General features: G+C 40.1%; 25 protein-coding genes and 1 pseudogene. 13 read left to right on the top strand and 13 right to left on the bottom strand.

Translation table 11 applies throughout. From position 1 onward, the window contains the following. Positions 1-117: 117 nt before the first annotated feature. From V7K73_RS29060 to V7K73_RS29045, 4 genes and pseudogenes are all read left to right on the top strand, one after another. Positions 118-1164, top strand: coding sequence for a threonine aldolase family protein (locus V7K73_RS29060; RefSeq protein WP_334885448.1), 1047 nt, complete (start codon positions 118-120; stop codon positions 1162-1164). A gap of 288 nt (positions 1165-1452) precedes the next feature. Further along, positions 1453-1801 (top strand): annotated as a pseudogene (locus V7K73_RS29055) (winged helix-turn-helix domain-containing protein); the annotation flags it as partial. A 50-nt stretch (positions 1802-1851) separates the two neighbouring features. Further along, positions 1852-2064: a CopG family transcriptional regulator gene (locus V7K73_RS29050; RefSeq protein WP_334885446.1), complete on the top strand. Its 213-nt coding sequence runs from the start codon at positions 1852-1854 to the stop codon at positions 2062-2064. A gap of 308 nt (positions 2065-2372) precedes the next feature. After that, a complete protein-coding gene (locus V7K73_RS29045; RefSeq protein ID WP_334885611.1) occupies positions 2373-2948 on the top strand; it encodes a TIGR04376 family protein in 576 nt (191 codons plus the stop codon). A gap of 878 nt (positions 2949-3826) precedes the next feature. Here the strand turns inward: V7K73_RS29045 and V7K73_RS29040 are convergent. Continuing rightward, positions 3827-4231, bottom strand: coding sequence for a DUF4112 domain-containing protein (locus V7K73_RS29040; protein WP_334885444.1), 405 nt, complete (start codon positions 4229-4231; stop codon positions 3827-3829). Between the two features lie 440 nt (positions 4232-4671). Between V7K73_RS29040 and V7K73_RS29035 the strand changes: the two genes are divergently transcribed. Continuing rightward, positions 4672-5232, top strand: a complete 561-nt coding sequence (locus V7K73_RS29035) for a nitrate transporter (RefSeq protein WP_334885442.1) — start codon at positions 4672-4674, stop codon at positions 5230-5232. Between the two features lie 258 nt (positions 5233-5490). On the opposite strand, the gene V7K73_RS29030 is transcribed toward V7K73_RS29035, so the two are convergent. The 4 genes from V7K73_RS29030 to V7K73_RS29015 form a co-directional block, all read right to left on the bottom strand. Further along, the gene (locus V7K73_RS29030) at positions 5491-6513 is read right to left on the bottom strand and encodes an NADP-dependent oxidoreductase (RefSeq protein ID WP_334885440.1); all 1023 of its coding nucleotides are present in this window, start codon (positions 6511-6513) and stop codon (positions 5491-5493) included. A 228-nt stretch (positions 6514-6741) separates the two neighbouring features. Further along, complete coding sequence (locus V7K73_RS29025; protein ID WP_334885438.1) at positions 6742-7101, bottom strand: VOC family protein; 360 nt, start codon at positions 7099-7101, stop codon at positions 6742-6744. A 592-nt stretch (positions 7102-7693) separates the two neighbouring features. Then, positions 7694-7966 carry a hypothetical protein gene (locus V7K73_RS29020; protein WP_334885436.1) on the bottom strand — a complete coding sequence of 91 codons (273 nt, stop codon included), beginning with the start codon at positions 7964-7966 and terminating at the stop codon, positions 7694-7696. Positions 7967-7969: 3 nt separating this feature from the next. Next, positions 7970-8383, bottom strand: a complete 414-nt coding sequence (locus tag V7K73_RS29015) for a class I SAM-dependent methyltransferase (RefSeq protein WP_334885433.1) — start codon at positions 8381-8383, stop codon at positions 7970-7972. A 211-nt stretch (positions 8384-8594) separates the two neighbouring features. Between V7K73_RS29015 and V7K73_RS29010 the strand changes: the two genes are divergently transcribed. From V7K73_RS29010 to V7K73_RS29000, 3 genes are all read left to right on the top strand, one after another. After that, positions 8595-9674, top strand: a complete 1080-nt coding sequence (locus V7K73_RS29010; RefSeq protein ID WP_334885609.1) for a sulfonate ABC transporter substrate-binding protein — start codon at positions 8595-8597, stop codon at positions 9672-9674. Between the two features lie 62 nt (positions 9675-9736). Beyond that, the gene (locus tag V7K73_RS29005) at positions 9737-9868 is read left to right on the top strand and encodes a hypothetical protein (RefSeq protein WP_334885431.1); all 132 of its coding nucleotides are present in this window, start codon (positions 9737-9739) and stop codon (positions 9866-9868) included. A 244-nt stretch (positions 9869-10112) separates the two neighbouring features. Then, positions 10113-10802: an SAM-dependent methyltransferase gene (locus V7K73_RS29000; RefSeq protein ID WP_334885429.1), complete on the top strand. Its 690-nt coding sequence runs from the start codon at positions 10113-10115 to the stop codon at positions 10800-10802. A gap of 65 nt (positions 10803-10867) precedes the next feature. Here V7K73_RS29000 and V7K73_RS28995 read toward each other — a convergent pair whose 3' ends face one another. The 7 genes from V7K73_RS28995 to V7K73_RS28965 all read right to left on the bottom strand — a co-directional run bounded on the left by V7K73_RS28995 (position 10868) and on the right by V7K73_RS28965 (position 13535). Further along, positions 10868-11212 carry a type II toxin-antitoxin system PemK/MazF family toxin gene (locus V7K73_RS28995; RefSeq protein ID WP_334885428.1) on the bottom strand — a complete coding sequence of 115 codons (345 nt, stop codon included), beginning with the start codon at positions 11210-11212 and terminating at the stop codon, positions 10868-10870. Further along, the gene (locus V7K73_RS28990) at positions 11185-11445 is read right to left on the bottom strand and encodes an AbrB/MazE/SpoVT family DNA-binding domain-containing protein (RefSeq protein ID WP_334885426.1); all 261 of its coding nucleotides are present in this window, start codon (positions 11443-11445) and stop codon (positions 11185-11187) included. The genes V7K73_RS28995 and V7K73_RS28990 overlap by 28 nt, the downstream gene beginning before the upstream one ends. Before the next feature lie 127 nt (positions 11446-11572). Then, entirely contained in the window at positions 11573-11950 is a 378-nt protein-coding gene (locus tag V7K73_RS28985) for a type II toxin-antitoxin system VapC family toxin (protein ID WP_334885424.1), read from the bottom strand. Between the two features lie 3 nt (positions 11951-11953). Beyond that, a complete protein-coding gene (locus tag V7K73_RS28980; RefSeq protein WP_334885422.1) occupies positions 11954-12208 on the bottom strand; it encodes a hypothetical protein in 255 nt (84 codons plus the stop codon). 142 nt (positions 12209-12350) lie between these two features. Further along, positions 12351-12599 carry a DUF4926 domain-containing protein gene (locus tag V7K73_RS28975; protein WP_334885420.1) on the bottom strand — a complete coding sequence of 83 codons (249 nt, stop codon included), beginning with the start codon at positions 12597-12599 and terminating at the stop codon, positions 12351-12353. 19 nt (positions 12600-12618) lie between these two features. Continuing rightward, positions 12619-12972: a DUF6883 domain-containing protein gene (locus V7K73_RS28970; RefSeq protein WP_334885418.1), complete on the bottom strand. Its 354-nt coding sequence runs from the start codon at positions 12970-12972 to the stop codon at positions 12619-12621. A gap of 32 nt (positions 12973-13004) precedes the next feature. Then, positions 13005-13535, bottom strand: coding sequence for a hypothetical protein (locus V7K73_RS28965; protein WP_334885416.1), 531 nt, complete (start codon positions 13533-13535; stop codon positions 13005-13007). 176 nt (positions 13536-13711) lie between these two features. Between V7K73_RS28965 and V7K73_RS28960 the strand changes: the two genes are divergently transcribed. The 5 genes from V7K73_RS28960 (at position 13712) to V7K73_RS28940 (ending at position 16855) form a co-directional block, all read left to right on the top strand. After that, on the top strand, positions 13712-13864 hold the full coding sequence (locus V7K73_RS28960) for a UPF0175 family protein (RefSeq protein ID WP_334885414.1): 153 nt from the start codon (positions 13712-13714) through the stop codon (positions 13862-13864). Between the two features lie 200 nt (positions 13865-14064). Further along, positions 14065-14916, top strand: a complete 852-nt coding sequence (locus tag V7K73_RS28955; RefSeq protein ID WP_334885412.1) for an ABC transporter ATP-binding protein — start codon at positions 14065-14067, stop codon at positions 14914-14916. After that, positions 14873-15727, top strand: coding sequence for an ABC transporter permease (locus V7K73_RS28950; RefSeq protein ID WP_334885410.1), 855 nt, complete (start codon positions 14873-14875; stop codon positions 15725-15727). The genes V7K73_RS28955 and V7K73_RS28950 overlap by 44 nt, the downstream gene beginning before the upstream one ends. Before the next feature lie 19 nt (positions 15728-15746). After that, positions 15747-16220, top strand: a complete 474-nt coding sequence (locus V7K73_RS28945; protein WP_334885408.1) for a MarR family winged helix-turn-helix transcriptional regulator — start codon at positions 15747-15749, stop codon at positions 16218-16220. A gap of 29 nt (positions 16221-16249) precedes the next feature. Beyond that, entirely contained in the window at positions 16250-16855 is a 606-nt protein-coding gene (locus V7K73_RS28940; RefSeq protein WP_334885407.1) for a DUF4129 domain-containing protein, read from the top strand. 150 nt (positions 16856-17005) lie between these two features. Here V7K73_RS28940 and V7K73_RS28935 read toward each other — a convergent pair whose 3' ends face one another. Beyond that, the gene (locus V7K73_RS28935; protein WP_334885405.1) at positions 17006-18286 is read right to left on the bottom strand and encodes an aspartate aminotransferase family protein; all 1281 of its coding nucleotides are present in this window, start codon (positions 18284-18286) and stop codon (positions 17006-17008) included. Positions 18287-18456 lie beyond the last annotated feature (170 nt).

Here is an 18456-nt window from a genome sequence, read left to right as displayed (position 1 = left end):
GAGAGTTGTTGCGTAAGTCATAACGTTAATAGCATCTATGTCAATTTTGGAGTTGCCAAAATTAAAATTTATTGCCTAAGATTAGAACAATTACTGATAAAAATTAAAATAGAGATTATGATTAGCCAATTAGAACAGTTTGCAAGTGATAATTCCTCTGGAATTTGTCCAGAAGCCCTAGAATATATGATTAGGGCAAATCAAGGCAGTGTTCCAGCCTATGGAAATGATGAATGGACTCAAAAAGCCACAGATTATTTTCGGGAACTCTTTGAAATTGATTGTGAAGTATTTTTTACCTTTAACGGTACAGCCGCCAATTCTTTATCTTTAGCAGCCCTTTGTCAGTCATATCACAGCGTCATTTGTCATGAAACATCTCACATAGAAACAGATGAATGTGGCGCACCTGAATTTGCATCTAATGGCTCTAAACTGTTACTTGCTCAAGGTAAAAATGGTAAATTAACATCAGAGGCTATAGAGGCAATTGTCACTAAAAGGACTGACATTCATTATCCTAAACCTAAAGTTATTAGCATCACCCAATCAACTGAATTAGGGACTTTATATTCTATTGAAGAACTTCTGAAAATTAAAGAAGTTGCGAAAAAGTATAACTTAAAAATTCACATGGATGGCGCTCGTTTTGCAAATGCAGTTGCCACTATGAATAAAAGCCCTGCTGAAATTACTTGGAAAAGTGGAGTAGATGTGTTGTGCTTTTGTGGTACAAAGAATGGAATGGCATTAGGTGAAGCTATTCTTTTCTTCAACAAAGAGCTAGCAGAGGATTTTGATTATCGATGCAAGCAAGCAGGTCAGCTAGCCTCAAAAATGCGGTTTATCTCTGCTCCCTGGTTGGGTTTATTAGAAACTGGTGCTTGGCTAAAAAATGCCAGACATGCGAATCAATGTGCTGAATACTTAGAAAATCAACTATTGAATATAGAAAATGTTGACTTGATGTTTCCTAGAGAAGCTAATGCTGTGTTTGTTAAACTACCTGAGCAAGTCATTCACACCTTAAAAGCAAAAAACTGGCAGTTTTATACATTTATCGGCGTGGGAGGAGTACGTTTTATGTGTTCTTGGAATACGACTCAAGCAAGGATTGATGAATTGATAGATGATATTAAGAACGCAACTAATTACAATAGCTAAATATTAAAAAGTGAAATTAATGAAATAAGTACAGCAATCCTAAAACTGCTTTTTGTATTGCTGCTAAACGATAGGGTTAGCCCGTCGCCGGGTTAGAGAAGTTTTTTATGAAAGTAGGTGTGCCAATCTTAGAGAGAACCCAAGTACCTAGTGTTAGTCTTGCAGACATAGAAAAAGTGTTGGCTGCTTCAAAATATGGTCTTGAAATTATTCCGTCGTCTGCTGAATCTTCGGAGGTTTAGGCTAATATAACTACAAGCGATCGCTAACTAAACCAGTCAACAAAATTTAACTATAATTCGCGCCTATCTCTGGCGCACGCAATAAACAGACGAGAATTTGTTGCAATTTGAAGGTTTAAGCTTAAATCACCCTACCCGTGAAGTTTTTCTGGTAAACGAAGCATTAAGTTAATAGTAAAAGAGTTTGACTTATTAGAATATCTCCTCTCACATCCGCGCCAAATGTTTACTAGAAACTAAAATCAGAGAGAGTTTGGGGTTACGACTTGATGGGTGATTCTAATATTATTCCGGTTTTTATTGGTTATCTACGACTAAAATTGAAAGACAATAAAGAAAAGCGTGTGATTCATACGTCCCGTGGTGTAGGCTATGCACTGCGGGAGAAATCGTAATGACTTGATGATTTCGGGAAAAAGGAACATATTAAAGACAAAAGAGGATCATGAATAAAAAATGGGCTGTTAAACGACTGACAGTAAATCTCACAACCGAGGAAATGAAGAAACTTCAATCCTACTGTGCTTCGACAGGAAGGCCAGCAACTGATGTAATTCGAGAATTGCTGCGAACTCTTGAGGTTGACAATGCTGAAAACTCTGAGATGAAAACAGCAGACTCAACAAGAATAGTTGGCAATAGGTCAAAATCACAATAACTATTGACTCGAATATCTCGCCAAATCTCAGAAATCTGCTACCGTGATTTACCGACAGATAGGACTAAAGGATGATCGTCTTTTGCTATAGTTTTTGCTGTTCCATGTAGATATCAGCAAAAGTACTCCCACCAACCATTGTGGTGTGGCGGTGACTCTTAATTACAAGATTTGTCAGGGGGTTAAATGCCCCCTCCGATCGCATTCATTTAAAGACTTAGGGGCTTTGAAATAAACAATACCCCACAAGTATGAACATTAATTACTACAATAAAATAATCACGCACCCGATCTCTGGAGTTCTAGCAGTGGGCTTATTTGATGATTTGAGTCGGTTTCTAGAAGACCGTTTAGAAGAATTCTTGCGTAACAATCCACATTTGGAGTTAGAGGCGCTGCTAGAACAGCTGCGTGAGCAAGAGGAAGGCACATTAAAGCTGATCGCAGATTTACAATTACAAGAAAAGCGATCGCAAGAAGAAATTCTCTCCACCGCTCAAGAAATTCAGCGTTGGCATATCCGTATTCAAAAAGCCAAAAACGCTGGTAGAGAAGATTTGGCGGCGGCGGCGGGTGAACGAGAAGCAACCCTATTGCGCGAAGGAAATCAGCGCTGGGGACACATGCAAGGGCTGAAAGAACGCATTAACCAATCTCAGGAACTACTGCGAAAAATTCAGCAGCGACGACAGGAAGTCCAAGCTAAAGCAGCCGTTGCACAGACAGCGCGTGCTAAAGCGCAAACCCAGCAGCATTTTGAAACTAGCGGCTGGTCGAATAAAACTAGCAGTTATTCTGGTGGATTGGATGACTTAGAAGAAAAGTTCCGTAGCTGGGAAACTCAGGATGAGTTAGAACAAATGAAGCGGAATCTAGGAAAATAATAGTCTTTAGGAACGTGGATTAAATAAAATGCAAAACTTCATGAACTATCTAGCTTCCCTCTCCTTTAGAAGGAGAGGGATTGAGGGTGAGGTAAGCTAGGGACATAAATTGTATGTTATTTAATTCTTGTTCCTTATACCAATTCTGTATGAAGATGCGCCATATATGAGGAACGAACCGCAAAGGTCGCAAAGGACACAAAGAAAGAAATAAATAAGAAGTCAATAAAATTTAGCGCAGCCTCACAAAGAAATGGTATTACATAAAACTAATTTAGGTTGGGTTGAGGAATGAAAGCCAACATAATCAAAGCTTTGTTGGGTAATCCTTAAACCCAGGGCTATTTCATTCTCATCTAGCCCGCCTCAGAATAAATTCTGAGTCTAATAGCGAAAGTCGTCTAAAGACGACTGAAAAAAGGTTATAGTCCGTTTTAACGGACTTTAGCTAAAAGCCAAAGAACTTCAGTTCTGGGCGGTTTATATATAGAATGAAATAGCCCTGTCCTTAAACCTTACCTAAGTTAAGAACCGTAGTTTTCATCCTCTCCCTAAATCCCTCTCCCAAATGCTTGAGAGGGAGTTTTAAATCCTGGCTCTCCGAATCCTAAATCTGGGATTCGGGGTTGGGGAAAAATCCTTTTCATCATGGAAGAACTATAGGTTTCAAGATAGACGTGGTTTAAGTTCAACCCAACCGACAAATCTTCAAAACCTACACAGTATTGGTTCCGAGCAGAATATTCAGGGATTTATACTAGTACAGGTTGGCGGAAATAGAGCAATCATTTAAAATCCCTAAAGAGCTTATTCCATAATACTTTTGAATGCGTGAATGCGTGACTTCTGCCAAGCTGTACTAGTCTGACTGAAAAGACTTAAACTTGGTTAAACTTACCAGAGTAAAGTTTATCAGACACTTCTTTGAGTTCTGGTTCAACTACTGTCAAATGTTGCTCTAAAATTGCCAAATTGCGAATATTAGACTTATAGAAAGCATCAAATAAATCACCCACTAAAGGCACAGTACCAACGACTGCTTCCAAACCAACATTAAAAATCATTTTGGTTAAATCTTGGCGTGGAATGCCAAAACGGGTAGCTAAAAATATGATGTAAGCTGAAAACGCTGTACTGATTAAATCACCAGCACCTGGAACCAAACCGATAATTGGGTCTATTCCAATATGAAAACCTGTCAGAGGGATACGTATAGATGTATCCATCAGACGGCTGAGTTTGCGGATGCGGTTGAGAGTAGCAAGGCGTTTGGCAGCGTCCATAATTTATGATATTTACACTACTCTTAATTTGCACCATTTTTATTTTTTTGTCTTGTATCGTTAGAAAGAAAAAGTAGTCAACTATCCAAAGCATCAAAGAGGGATTGAGGGTGAGGTTTTATCTTATGTTTAATTACGCCTACCTACTTAGTACAATTATCAAGCAAAAAAAATCTGGAAATTGTATTTAATTTACTAATCAGAATTTATTTTTCTGATAATGTTTAGTAAAGCCAAGTTTTACCTCTTCTTTGTATTACTACCATCACATCGTAAAAATACCTAAGTTTTTGATTAGCTATTAAGGAGGAGAAAATATCAGAAATCTTATGGTATTGAAAGATAAATGTAATTCAAGACACTTTTTTATTCGCTATCTTGTGTTGTTGCCACAGTATTTCCCAAATGTTTTCTATGAGAACTGAGGCAGAGAGAATAATATGTTTTTAGACATTTTAGCTAGCCTACAACGGTTATTTGTCGGTTACATTCCAGCCGTTGTCTTGGGTAGTTTTATCGGATATTTCATAGGCATTAATAGCATGATTTATCAGCTATTTAGGCTGATATTTCAAATCCCACATAGTATTCCCCCTATAGCTTTGCTACCTATTGCCTTAATAGCATTTCAAGAGAGCGAATCGGCTGCGATTGTAGTAGTTTTTTTAGGAACTCTCTGGACGATGATTATTAATACGGCAATAGGAATGCGGCATTTTCATAGACAGAACAATAACTTTCGAGCAGCTATATTTCATCTATTTCATGCCTTGAAAGTTAGCATTTGGGTAGCCTGGTTTATAGTTATTGCTACAGAAATGTTAATCGGCCCAAAAGGACTTGGCTTTACCCTCTGGGATGCTTATAAAGCTGGCAATGCCGATTATATAATCCAAGTGATTCTCTACATCGGTATCATTGGCTTTTTGCTAGATCAGTTACTAGATTTCGCAGCCTATATTCTTTCGCAAATGGTTTCAGATGGGAAAAAGCCTTCCTAAATTTTAGTTCAAATTCAGGGTAATCATCTAGCGATCGCACAACCAGGCGCAAGTAGAAAAGTTGCCCCTTTGCGTTGATTCTATTTACTCTTCGAGAGGTTGAACTGTTTGTTTGTCAGGAACATCCCGTCAGGTGCAAAAACTTTGTGTTTGCCCTCATCCCCTAACCCCTTCTCCCAAAGATGGGAGAAGGGGAAACTAGAATTATGTCTCCCCTCTCCCATATTTGGGAGAGGGGCTGGGGGTGAGGGAAAAGATTTAAGCTGTAGTTGGGTCGTCATTGACCTTAACAATCAGCTTGCCAAAATTATCACCTCGAAGTAAACCGATGAATGCACTAGGAGCGTTCTCTAAACCAAGAGCTACATCTTCTTTATACTTAAGTTTACCAGACTGCAACCATCCAGAAACATCACGCAAAAAATCATTAAACCGATGTTGATAATCACCAACTAAAAAACCTTTGATTAAAGCTCGTTTGATTAGCAGTGGTCTTAAATTAGGCCCTGATGGAGTAGATGTAGCGTTATACTCCGAAATCAAACCTACTAGTGGAATTCTTGCCCCAATGTTTATCTGTTGCAACACAGTTTCTAAAATCACACCTGCTGTATTGTCATAGTAAACATCAATACCATTAGGAGCAGCTTCTTTGAGCGCTGAATTAAGTTTTTGAGTTTTGCGGTTAATGCCAACATCAAAACCTAATTCTTTAACTATATAATCTTGCTTATCGTCATTCCCGACAATTCCCACGACTCGCGCACCTTTAATTTTAGCAATTTGACCTGCTACAGCACCGACAGCACCAGAAGCGGCTGAAACCACAACAGTTTCACCTTCTTTTGGTTGACCGATATCAAGTAGAGCAGCATAAGCAGTTAGACCAGGCATACCCAGTACACCTAGACTATAGGATAAAGGTGCTTGAGTAGGATCGAGTTTACGCACTGTCTCACCCTTAGATACAGCATAAGTTTGCCAGCCGTTATTACTAAGAACAAAATCCCCAATTTGAAATTGAGGATGATTTGATTTAATTACTTGGCTGACTGTACCACCTACGATAACTGAATCTAATTCTACTGATGCAGCATAAGACTCTCCTGCACTAATGCGGCCACGCATGTAAGGGTCTAGAGATAGATAAATGGTGCGGCTAAGAATTTCGCCTTCACCCGGTTCGGGAGTTGGTATTTCTACTAAAGCAAAATCACTCTCCTTTGGTTCGCCAACTGGACGACTTTTAAGGATGATTTGTTTGTTAATTAAATCAGACATAAGTTATTTTCCTTTAAATTAATCTAACCATACCTTTGTTTTCTCAGGTATCGGCATAGAGTATGAAGCACGAACCGCGTCTCGTTAAAGAAGGACACGAAGGAAATCGAAAATGATACTTTCTTGATATTTTAATTTGCTGATGTCTGCAAATATGTTAAAGTGGTTATGGATATGGTGGTAAAAGCTTGTGATAAAGTGATCCAAATATCTTTTTGGAAAAATTAATCAAGCAAACTCAACATATTCAATAATAGTACCATCAGGATGCATCGCTCGCATATTGACTCCAGTGGGAACTTTGTTAGGTTCCGCCAGAATCACTGCACCCTGCTGAATCAGCGCTTCTCGAAAATCATTGAGTGAGTCAACGAGAAATGTTGCATGTGTAGTCTTGAATGAAGAGAGTGCTTCTGGCGAACCAGCAATTAAAAGAATAGAACCCACACCGGCGAGTTCCAACTCAGTCTCGGAATATTGAAACCACAACCAACATTTTTCTGTAAAGAGGTTTTCATAGAAAGCGATCGCCTCATCCAAGTCTATGGGACTAAGATAGACTCTAGTTAGTACTTTAAGAATTTGCATTGCAAACTGTCTGTTAGGCAGCTAGTGGATTTGATTTTGCTTACTCGGCAAGCATAATTAAATAATTCGTAATTCGTAATAGAGCCTCCGGCACGCTCCGCGGTTTTCATGCCCAAAGGGCTGTACGTAATTCGTAATTAAGTTTTGTAATGAAGAGAAGTTTGTGGGGACGGTTTCCGTCCACAAAACTTCGGGGTATTTAACCCCAATCGCATTACTTGCCGGTTTTAGAACCGGGGGACTTAAACCCACGGAACTAGTTAACTAAGATTGATCAATAATCTATCTTCAATTTTAAAAAGGTCTTCAATTCTCTGTTCACCTAGCTCTAGATAACGTTATTCGCTGTCAATAAAAATACATTTCATTTCTACTCCTTTAATCCCACAAAAGTCATCTGTATAGCTATTACCAATATATATACACGATCAAGCATCAGTACATAACTTAAGGAGTAGTTATAGAAAATCGTCGCCTGATGCTTCCTCATGTTATGTTGAATTGATGTCTCGATTAGAAAAAATACGTCTGATACTGCTATAGCATTTAGTTGATACTGAATCAGTGAGGCATAGTGGAAATTACGAATTTTTTAAACCTTTCTCCCATGTGCATAGATAAAATAGTTATCTGTCACCTTTACCTCAGCCTGAAAGCCTGTTTTTTTAAGCTTATCTTGAACTTGATCAGGCTGATAAAAAATTTTGACAATCTGAAATTCTTGACCATCATTTAACTTTCGGTTTTTATATATGTTTCCGTCGTCTTTAAGAATATGATTCTTAGCCGTTGATGTCGGTTCAAAGTGAGAGTCAATTATAAATACTTGTCCACCCAGGCGAACAGATTGATAGACTTTTGTCAAAAATTAATCGAGTAATTTTGGCGGCACATGAGAGAGCCAAAAGGCAAAGAAAACTAAATTATATTCAGTGTCAGGTTCCCATGTAAATAAATCTATAAGGTGATATTCAACACTCGGTGAATTTAACTTCGAGCGATTAATTGTAATCACTTCTTTAGAGGCATCGATCGCAGTAATTTTTTTACCGATACTTAAAAGCTCCTGTGTCCAGATACCTGTACCACATGCTAACTCTAAAATATCATCCACTACCCCACTTTGGTGTAATGTATTTTTAATAACAGCTACTTCTTTAAACCAGCACTGGTTATTTTGGATACCGCGATCGTAGCGTCCTTTCCTATAGAACCACTGATCATATTCGTTGGCTCTAGCGCAATAGTACTCAATCTGTTGTTGAAGAATATTATCTGTCATTGCGTGCTTTCTAATCCCATTGAGTTTAGATTTGACGTTGCTATGACTTTTAAGGAAAATTTTGTATTCATCGAATAAACTTGCATTTCAGCTTTAATTATGTGATATTTTTATCATTCTGGAGTAATACGGTAAATCAATAAACTTGCCGGAGTTAGACCGTAGTTTTGCTGTAGTCTGATATTAATTTACCTTTTAAAGCAGAGTGATGATGTTGACTAAGTTCTTTCCAACCCGACTGTTGGGTATGGCTTTTGCCTTCCTTGAAAGGTTCCAACAACGAAGAATCCGTACTTTTTTCCTACTGTTTGCAGTGGGACTTAGCTTAACTCTGACTGTCTCTGCTTGTTCTCCAAGCGCAGGCGACAATGGCACAACGCAGACAACCCAAGCCCCCAGTCCAGCAGCTAGCGGTACCACAGTTCACATAGGTTACCAGAAAGCGTCAACTGTTCTCTATGCGCTGAAGGCGAGAGGGGAATTAGAAAAAGCTTTCGCAGCTTCAGGAACTTCTGTAACTTGGTCGGAATTTCCGGCTGGCCCCCCACTCCTAGAGGCATTGAATGCAGGTAGTATTGATTTTGGCTATACCGGAGAATCACCACCTATATTTGCTCAAGCCGGGGGTATTCCTTTAGTTTATGTTGCCTACGATCCTTGGAGTCCCAAGGCTGAAGCTATTCTGGTGCCCAAGGATTCACCTATTAAAAGTGTGGCTGAACTCAAGGGTAAAAAAGTGGCTTTTGCCAAAGGTTCTAATGCTAACTACCTATTGCTGAAAGCGTTGGAAAAGGCAGGGGTACAGTACAGTGACATTCAACGAGTAACTCTGACTCCCGCAGATGCTCGTGCTGTATTTGAGCGAAAAAACGTTGATGCTTGGGCAATTTGGGACCCGTACTTAGCCGCAGCAGAAGCAGCAACAGGCGCACGTACCTTAGCAGATGCGACGGGATTAGCTCCCAATCATGGTTATTATCTGGCTGCAAAATCTTTTGTTGATGCCAAGCCGGATGCCTTGAAAATAGTTCTCGCTCAGGTGAAGAAAGTTAGTGAATGGGCAAAGAATAATCCTAGTGAAGTTGCTAAACTTCTTTCCCCTGCTTTGGGTATAGATGTTCCTGTGTTGGAAATAGCAGAAAAGCGGCGTGACTATGATGTACTTCCGCTCACAGATGAAGTAATTACTAAACAACAAGAGGTTGCAGATACCTTCTACAAAATTAAATTGATTCCGAAAGAAATCAAAGTTAAAGAAATTGTTTGGCAAGGCAAAGTGAATAATTCGTAATTCGTAATACTCGCCTCCGGCAAGAAGCAAGCTAGATAATTCGTAATTTTTGAATTACGAATTTGGATGAAACAGCCCTGGCTTTAAAAAGGGGAGCCACTGGGGTCTTGAAGTCTCCCTCAAGCCTGCGATCGCTGCTGTCAAAAAGAACAGGTAGAAATCTTTATGCGGCTGCGATCGCTGCTATATTTTAGACGTATAAATCCCTTGAGAATTGTAAAATAACTTAACATGCTTCTGAATGATTGCCGTTTCGCAGCCTATCAAGTCTTTTGAGTTTGCTAAGTAGGTAGGCGTAATTAAATATAAGATCAAACCTCACCCTCAATCCCTCTCCGATATTTTGGAGAGGGAAGCCTGAGGCAAGGTGAGGTTTTATATTTATTTGACCCACTTACTTATCATTTGGTTTAATCAGTCTATTGAGGAGGTAAATCTATGGCAATGGTTCTAGAAAAAGTAGTTCCTTTTGGAAGGTCAATGGATGAATATATAAAAATATTCAATTTAACAAATGCAGATTTAAATAAAAGAATTATTGGGATTGGGGATGGGCCGGCAAGCTTTAATGCAGAAATGACGCGTCAGGACAAAAGTGTAGTTTCTGTTGATCCACTATACCAATTTTCTGGTGATGAAATATTGCAAAGATTTAATGAAGTGGTAGATAATATCATTAATCAAGTCAAGGCTACATCAAATGATTGGGTATGGAGCTATCATAAATCTCCAGATGATTTGCGACACAATCGCGTCAAAGTTATTCGAGAATTTCTGTCTGATTATGAAACTGGCAAAAAAAGCAACAGATACATAGTTGGTGAATTACCAAAATTGGCATTTAAAAATCAAGAATTTGATATAGCCCTATGTTCACATTTATTGTTTTTATATTCAGACCATCTGGATTACAATTTTCACCTAGATTCTATAGGTGAGATGCTGCGTATTGCTAAAGAAGTCCGAATTTTTCCTCTCATAACTTTAATGTGGAAACATTCACAACATTTAGATGAAATTGTCAAATATTACACTTCAATTGGTTATAAGGTAGATATTGAAAAGGTTGAATACGAACTACAGCCTGGTGGAAATAAAATGTTGAAGATAACCAGAGATGTTATATAATTCGTATTTATACAGAATTGATATAACCATTAGGGTGCAATCTCATAACCATTCGGTGTATAGGATTATTCCGCAAACATTTCAGCTAAAGTATCTAAAACTTCTTTTTGTTCATCAGAGTTAATCTGACCTAGCTTTTTGACTAATCGAGTTTTGTCAACTGTACGAATTTGATCTAGAACGATTTGCCCATCCTTGCCCTGAAACTGACAAGCAACACGAGTCGGGTAAGACTGTCCTTTAGTTGTCATCGGAGCAACAATAACCGTGGCAATATATTTATTCATCTCATCTGGTGAAATTACTACACAGGGTCTTGTCTTTTGAATCTCACTGCCAATCGTTGGGTCGAGGTTAACCAAAAACACATCAAATCGATTGACTACCACTCCCAATCTAGATGCTCCCACTCTGTAGTTACGGCATCATCGAGCATTGTATCGTCGTGTTGCTTCGCCATTGTTGCAAATGCTTCGTCCCACCCCTGACGCGATTGAGAAGCAGCACGGATAACTAGATAACAATCTTGAATTTCAATTTCTACCTCTTCACCAATACCACTCTGTTCTAGCAGAAGTTTAGGAATGCGGATACCTTGAGAATTCCCAATTTTAACAATACGGGTTCTAATTGCTCTTCCCATGAGGATACTTATCCTTGATTGTAATTACATTGTGATTACAATCAAGGATTTTGTCAAGAAGCGCTCAATCGCTTTCAAAATTACCAGATGCGATATCTACGACGGGCTATGTCTACGCGCTTTTCTCTTAACTAGGTTTATCAGACTCAAACGGATTCCACAATCTGATTTGTGTAATCCAACGGAAATCATCTGTATTTCTTGTTATCAAAGTTAGTCCATACACTAAAGCAGTGCTGGCAATAATTGCATCACCTAGAGTCATTCGTTTCTGTTGTCGCAGAATTACCGCTTGATTTAACACATCTTGAGAGATTGGTAGAACCTGAGCAACTTGAAAGAACTCCTCAAAATACTGGCGTTGTTCCTCTTTAAGCAGATGATAGCCTAACACTTCCAAATAACTGAGTGCTGATACCGCAGGTGCATATTCAGCTATTAACTCTCTCAATTGGCCGTTTTCTGATTGAGCAGAATATATAATAATATTGCTATCGAGCAGCACGTTTTATCGTCCCGGAAGTGAACGGTCTTGACGGGTTTCTTGCTGCCAAATAACGGGGTCAACATCACTCAAAGCTTGACTAACAGCAAGTTTTTCTAATATTTCAGCCATTCTTCGTCCCCGTGCTTGTTTATCTATGACCGATTCATTTTCCAGCAATGTAACATGAACTCGGATTTGTTGCTCTCCCAATGTTGGTACATCATCAATCCACTCTAAACGACTTCCTTTCAACCAAGCTCTGAATGTTTTTAGCATTATTTCGCTCTCTACTTTCTATCTATCTTGGTATCGCTCTCAAAATTACAATATACAATAAGCGATCGCTAGATTCTCTATATTTATGTGCGTAAGGTTAGCCCATCACTAAATATCATTAGCATCTACGTTTTTATACCAATTACACTGACACCATTTCTGGGACTGAATCAGGGGATGCTGGCTCAAAATGTAACACCATAATTTGCTCTGGGCGTAAACCGATAGATTCATAAGTGCGGCCAGAGCGATCGCTAAATTCCACTTCAAATGCAGCACCGCCAGCTAATAATTCTACTACTGTGCCAACTTGACCACGGTACAGGTTGTATTCAGGTAAATCAACTGTCAGTGCTACTACATCCAGCAACTTGATTGTACTTTTAGTCATCTTGTATCACCTTCAAATATTACAGAGGATAGCAGGTTGTTAATCTTGGGATATCAGAACCTTTTTCGATAATCCAACCACTGCGAATGGTCGCACTTCTATCTTGCCATTCCAACGTTAAATCTAGAGTATAGCGTTGTCCAAATTCATCACGCCGTTCCAAGCGAACTTGATGAGTTTTGACTGTTTCCAAAAGAATTTGGCGTAATTCTTCAGCATTGTCTGCTGTCATACCTAAGACTGATGAAAAGAGACGAGCTTTATGTTTTCCATCATCATGCTCTGGATTGAGGCAGTAGTCACGCAGTTTACGAATATCTACGACTGCATTTGCTGCATTTGGGATTAGATTAGTTGAACTAGAGCCTTCCATATTTTCAACAGTGATTTGATGCGATTTTCAAATTAGCACCATCTACTTTCACCTTCTGCAATAACTGTTGTAAGAAAATTATTTAAATTGGGTTTATCTTTAAATTTTCCTAAATTAATATGATTGGAATTATCCCACTCTCCAAGCGTCCAATATGCAGATGCAGCCAGTCCTAATTCAAGAGTGAAATAGCTTCGTAACCAATCAGATGGTAAATCATCATCAATTAAAAAGATAATTGCTATATATGCTGCTTCTGGACTTACTCTAGGTGCTGGCATAGCAATGTAAATTAATCCAATATCCTCAGAATGCCTAGTAAAATTACATGTCGGATAAATCAATGATGTATAATTATAATTTTGGATATCAGAACACTTATTCCAAAGTTGTAGAATCCAGTCTTGAGCAGATTTATTAATAACTTTAGTGACTAACTCTTGAAAGTTATTTTCTACAATATAAGGCATTATTTTATGGGCAAAGGTATAGTGCTGCTGATTGAGCATCTCACTCAATTGCTGATTATTAATTAGCCCATTAAAGTACTCCTGAATATCCATTAGCTATTTATCCTATTTGCTAAAATAATACTGGATGGTAGATTTAATTTATGGTAATTACCCCATCAATAAACTTGCCACAGTATTCACACTGATACCTTTTGGTGAAGCAAAAATCACCAACCAAGAATTACCGGGAAAAACGGCTCTGGTAATGGAAGAACTCAGGATAATGAATGAAGCAGGAAATTGTGATCATGCTCTTTCAAAAAGAAAAGTTAACCCTTGCTCAAGCCAGCCGATTTGCAGGGATAAATCGTATAGCATTTCAGCATCTACTCGCAAGCCGTCAAATTTTAGTGCATTATGGGTGGGGTCGAGGATTTTGAACAAGATATCAATAACTTGCGGGCGATGGGTAGACTGCGATCATTGTCAGTGATATTTCGCCCATCAATAACCTCGCCGCCACTATACTGAGTTTCCTTTTACTCTGATTCAGATTTCTGTAACAAGTCTATTGACTTCTGGTAAATCTATTGAGAAGCTAATAGTTAGATTTACTAATTAATAGAAGTGCATCAAACTTGTGACAATACTGACGGGAAAAATAAATAGATCGCAACCTCAAGAAGAACCAAAACCGTTGATTTTGGAAACTCAGGGACTTACACGCCGTTTTGGGAAGTTAACCGCAGTTAATAACGTGAGCATATCTGTGGAACAGGGCGAAGTATTTGGACTGCTTGGCCCCAATGGTGCAGGAAAAAGTACAGTTATTAAGATGTTGACAACCTTACTGCCTATCAGTGCAGGGAAAGCAACCTTAGCTGGGTATGATGTGGCTCGTGAATCTAATCCTGTGAGACGGGCTATCGGCTATGTCCCCCAGGCGCTGTCTGCTGATGGTAGTCTCACGGGTTACGAAAATCTGTTAATTTTTGCCAAGCTGTATGGAATACCTGCCAAAGGACGCGATCGCCGCATCTATGAAATTCTAGAATACATGGGTTTGCAAGATGCAGCGAAACGCTTGGTCAGAAACTACTCTGGTGGGATGATCCGCAAGCTGGAAATTGGCATATCAGTTTTACATCAACCCCAAATTCTGTTTCTTGATGAGCCGACTGTGGGATTAGATCCCATCGCTCGAACTCAAGTATGGCAGCTTGTACTACAACTCTGTGCTGATTACGGCACAACTATATTTTTAACAACCCACTTTTTAGAAGAAGCGGATAGTTTATGTAACCGAGTGGCAATTATGCAGCAAGGTGAAGTCGTTACCACAGGTACACCAAGCGACTTAAAAGCTTCTTTAGATAACCCAAATGCAACTTTGGATGATGTCTTTATTCACTATACAGGCGACCAGTTAACATCAGGAGTGAACTACCGTGACACAGCAAGAACCAGACGGACTGCTCAACGGTTGGGTTAAAGCACCACCCACTGTCCGAGGAAATTTGATCTCTGCAATTAAAGAGCTAGTTACAAAAACCCTGGCGATCGCAGAATTGGAAATACGTAAACTCCGCCACGATCCGACTGATTTAATAGTTCGATCTGTGCAACCAGCATTATGGCTGCTAATCTTTGGGCAAGTTTTCTCCCGAACTCACGCAATTCCTACAGGAAATTTACCCTATTTGGATTTCATTTCTGCTGGCATCTTGGCTCAGAGTATTCTATTTGTGGCAATTTTTAGTGGTGGAATGACGCTAATCTGGGAGCGAGATTTAGGGATTGTACATAAATTTTTAGCTAGTCCTACACCCCGTATAGCGATGCTCTTGGGCAAAGGTTTGGCATGTGGGGTACGGTGCTTATCTCAGGTAATATTCATTTACGGATTGTCATTTTTATTAGGTGTCAAACTAAATCTTCATCCCCTAGCTATTCTCCAAGTGGTAGTGATAGTCATGCTGGGGGCGGGAACATTTTGTATTTTCTCATTAATTATTGGCTGTTTGGTGAAAAGCCGAGAAAGGATGACGGGTATTGGACAATTGTTAACTATGCCGTTATTTTTTGCTAGCAATGCCATATATCCGATCTCGTTGATGCCCAGTTGGTTAAAGTTGATTTCCCATTTAAATCCCTTGACTTATGAGGTTGACGGCTTACGCAGCACCATGCTATTAAACGGTACTAGCACCTATGGCTTTGGTCCAGATTGTACAATTCTCTTATTAACATTAATAATTTTGGCGATCATTGGTGGAAAACTTTATCCACGGGTGGCCATGTAACTAGGAGAACAACAAGCCCATGACCTTGGATAAACCTAATCAAGGTGCAACTTCCGAAGAATGTGCCGCTAGAGTAATGGAAACAGTTCCATTAGTGATGCGGTTTATCCGAGCGGATATGCGTGTCCATAGTGCCGCTTTTTTATCTATACCTCAGTTGCGATCGCTAGCATTTCTCAACCGGAATCCTGGTGCTTCATTATCTGACTTGGCAGAGCATTTAGGTGTCACCTCTGCTACGGCATCAGCAACCATAGAACGCTTAGTACAACGCGACTTTGTAAAACGCTGCGCTCATCCTCAAGAGCGGCGGCGGGTGCTGCTCAATTTAACTGAAGATGGAAAACACCATCTCAAGCAATCCCAAGATCAAACTCGCGCTCATATTACTGACTTGCTCAAAGGTCTTACAGAAGACCAAATTTCTAACATTGAAGAAGGCTTAACTCTACTAAAAAATGTCTTCGAGAAAACAGAACTCAAAGCCCCATAATTCTCAGTACAAGTCCCCACTCTCCCCCTATGACAGATACTTTTGAAAAAACTAGCTGGAGTTGGCAGCTTTCTCAATTTCAACAACAAGCGGGAGAATGGTGGGAATACCAGTTTTACCGCTTTGAACAGGCAATGCCCGAATTGCCTAGTGGATGGTCGATTAGCCCAAGGCTTGCTGATTTGCTGAAATTCCTGTTTTGGCTGGTACTAGGCTTATTTATCGCTTGGGTGGGTTGGCGACTATGGCGAGAATTCAGTCCTTATCTATATTCTTGGCTGAATAGAAGTGGCAATTTGACGGATTTTCGCCTCAAAACTCGCTCTAATGAGTCATCTATAGCCATTTTGTTGGAGCGAGCGCAACAATTTTACCGTCAGGGAAACTATCGTGAAGCTTGCCGTTGTCTCTATTTAGCGATGTTGCAGCAGTTACATCAAAATGCTATCGCACCCCACAAACTCAGTCGCACTGATGGAGAATATCTGCAATTGCTGCGATCGTCTCTGACTCCTATACAGCCTTATGAAACTTTAATTACCACTCACGAGCAATTATGTTTTGGTAATGCCGAGATTTCGCCAGACAATTATGAGCAGTGTCGGCAAGCTTATCGAGAAATTTTCCCAGGATGAAGAAGCCCTGGCGAATAGAATTCGCGGCTACACAGGCTTTCGTCCGCCTGCGCGGACTAAGGAAAAACTCAATGTTAACCCACGGAGGTGGGTTTTGATTGTGTAGACGCGGTTTCTAACCGCCCTTTTAACTTATATTTTACAGATTGCCTAAGCTGTGAGAGTTGCGATCGCTCGATCCACAGCTTCCAAGGCAGAATTTACTTCTGCTTCTGTGACAATTAGCGGTGGCACAAATCGGACTACTTTTGGCCCGGCTGGTACGAGTAATACACCCTCGTTGATGGCAGCATTGACGATATCTGCTGCGGTTAATTGAATATCGGCTCGCAACTCCAAACCGTTGATTAAACCCCAACCCCGAACTTCGCCAATATGGTGAGGATATTTCGCTGCGATCGCTTTCAATCCAGATCGCAATTGTTCACCTCTGTCTTGCACATTCTGCAAAATATTTTCCCGTTCCAACGTTTGGCAAACACTGAGTGCAACACCACACACAAAAGGATTTCCGCCAAAGGTGCTGGCGTGTTCCCCTGGTTGAAAAACATCACAGAATTTCTTGCTCATCATTGCGCCGATGGGGATACCGCCACCTAAGCCTTTGGCGCTGGTGAAAATATCCGGTTCAACGCCGAGATGTTCGTAAGCCCATAATTTGCCACTGCGTCCCATACCAACTTGCACTTCATCGAAAATCAATAAAATACCAGTTTCGTCGCAAATTTCCCGGAGCTTTTTGAAATAGGCAATATCTCCTGGACGCACACCGCCTTCTCCCTGCAATGGCTCAATCAGAATCGCCGCTACCCGATAATCGCCTTCATCCAACTCGCTAATTGCCACTTCCACAGCGTTAATATCGTTGTAATTTACGTAGTGGAACCCAGGAACCAAGGGGTCAAAATATTTTTGATACTTCGGTTGGGCAGTGGCGGTAACTGTCGCCAAAGTCCGTCCGTGGAAACTGGCATTGGCGGTTAAAATAATTGGTTTTTCAATGTCTAATACTGTGTGGGCATATTTCCGCGCCAGTTTAATTGCGGCTTCGTTAGCTTCAGCTCCAGAGTTGCAGAAAAATACGCGATCGGCACAAGAATGTTCAACAAGCCATTTTGCTAATTCACCTTGCTCGGGAATGTAGTACAAATTAGAGACATGGTGCAGCTTCTGGATTTGGCGTGTCACCGCTTCTACCATAACTGGGTGGGCGTGTCCCAAAGTACAAGTAGCAATTCCCGCCACAAAGTCCAGATATTCTCGCCCCTGTGTATCCCAAACCCGGCATCCAGCGCCCCGTTCTAGGGCTAAAGGAAACCGGGCGTAGGTAGACATGACAGCTTCATTAAAGCTATCTGCATCAAAGGGACTCGATGCTACAGACCCTGATGGGGGAATGGTGGCTTGGTCAACGAGAGTTTGTAGGCTCACTACCGCTCCTCCTGAAAGTTTTTCATTATATAGTTATTTACTAGTTTCCTAGAAATTCCTCAAAAATACTTTTTATCTAGCACAACTTGTACTTATTCTTAAGATAACGCTTACATAACCTTAAAATGCTTGGCGTTGGGTTTCGTTTACAATTGTGTTTTGTGGGATTG

It is taken from the genome of Nostoc sp. (genome assembly GCF_036916975.1).
Classification (GTDB): domain Bacteria; phylum Cyanobacteriota; class Cyanobacteriia; order Cyanobacteriales; family Nostocaceae; genus Nostoc.
This window is presented reverse-complemented; position numbering and strand designations above follow the sequence as displayed.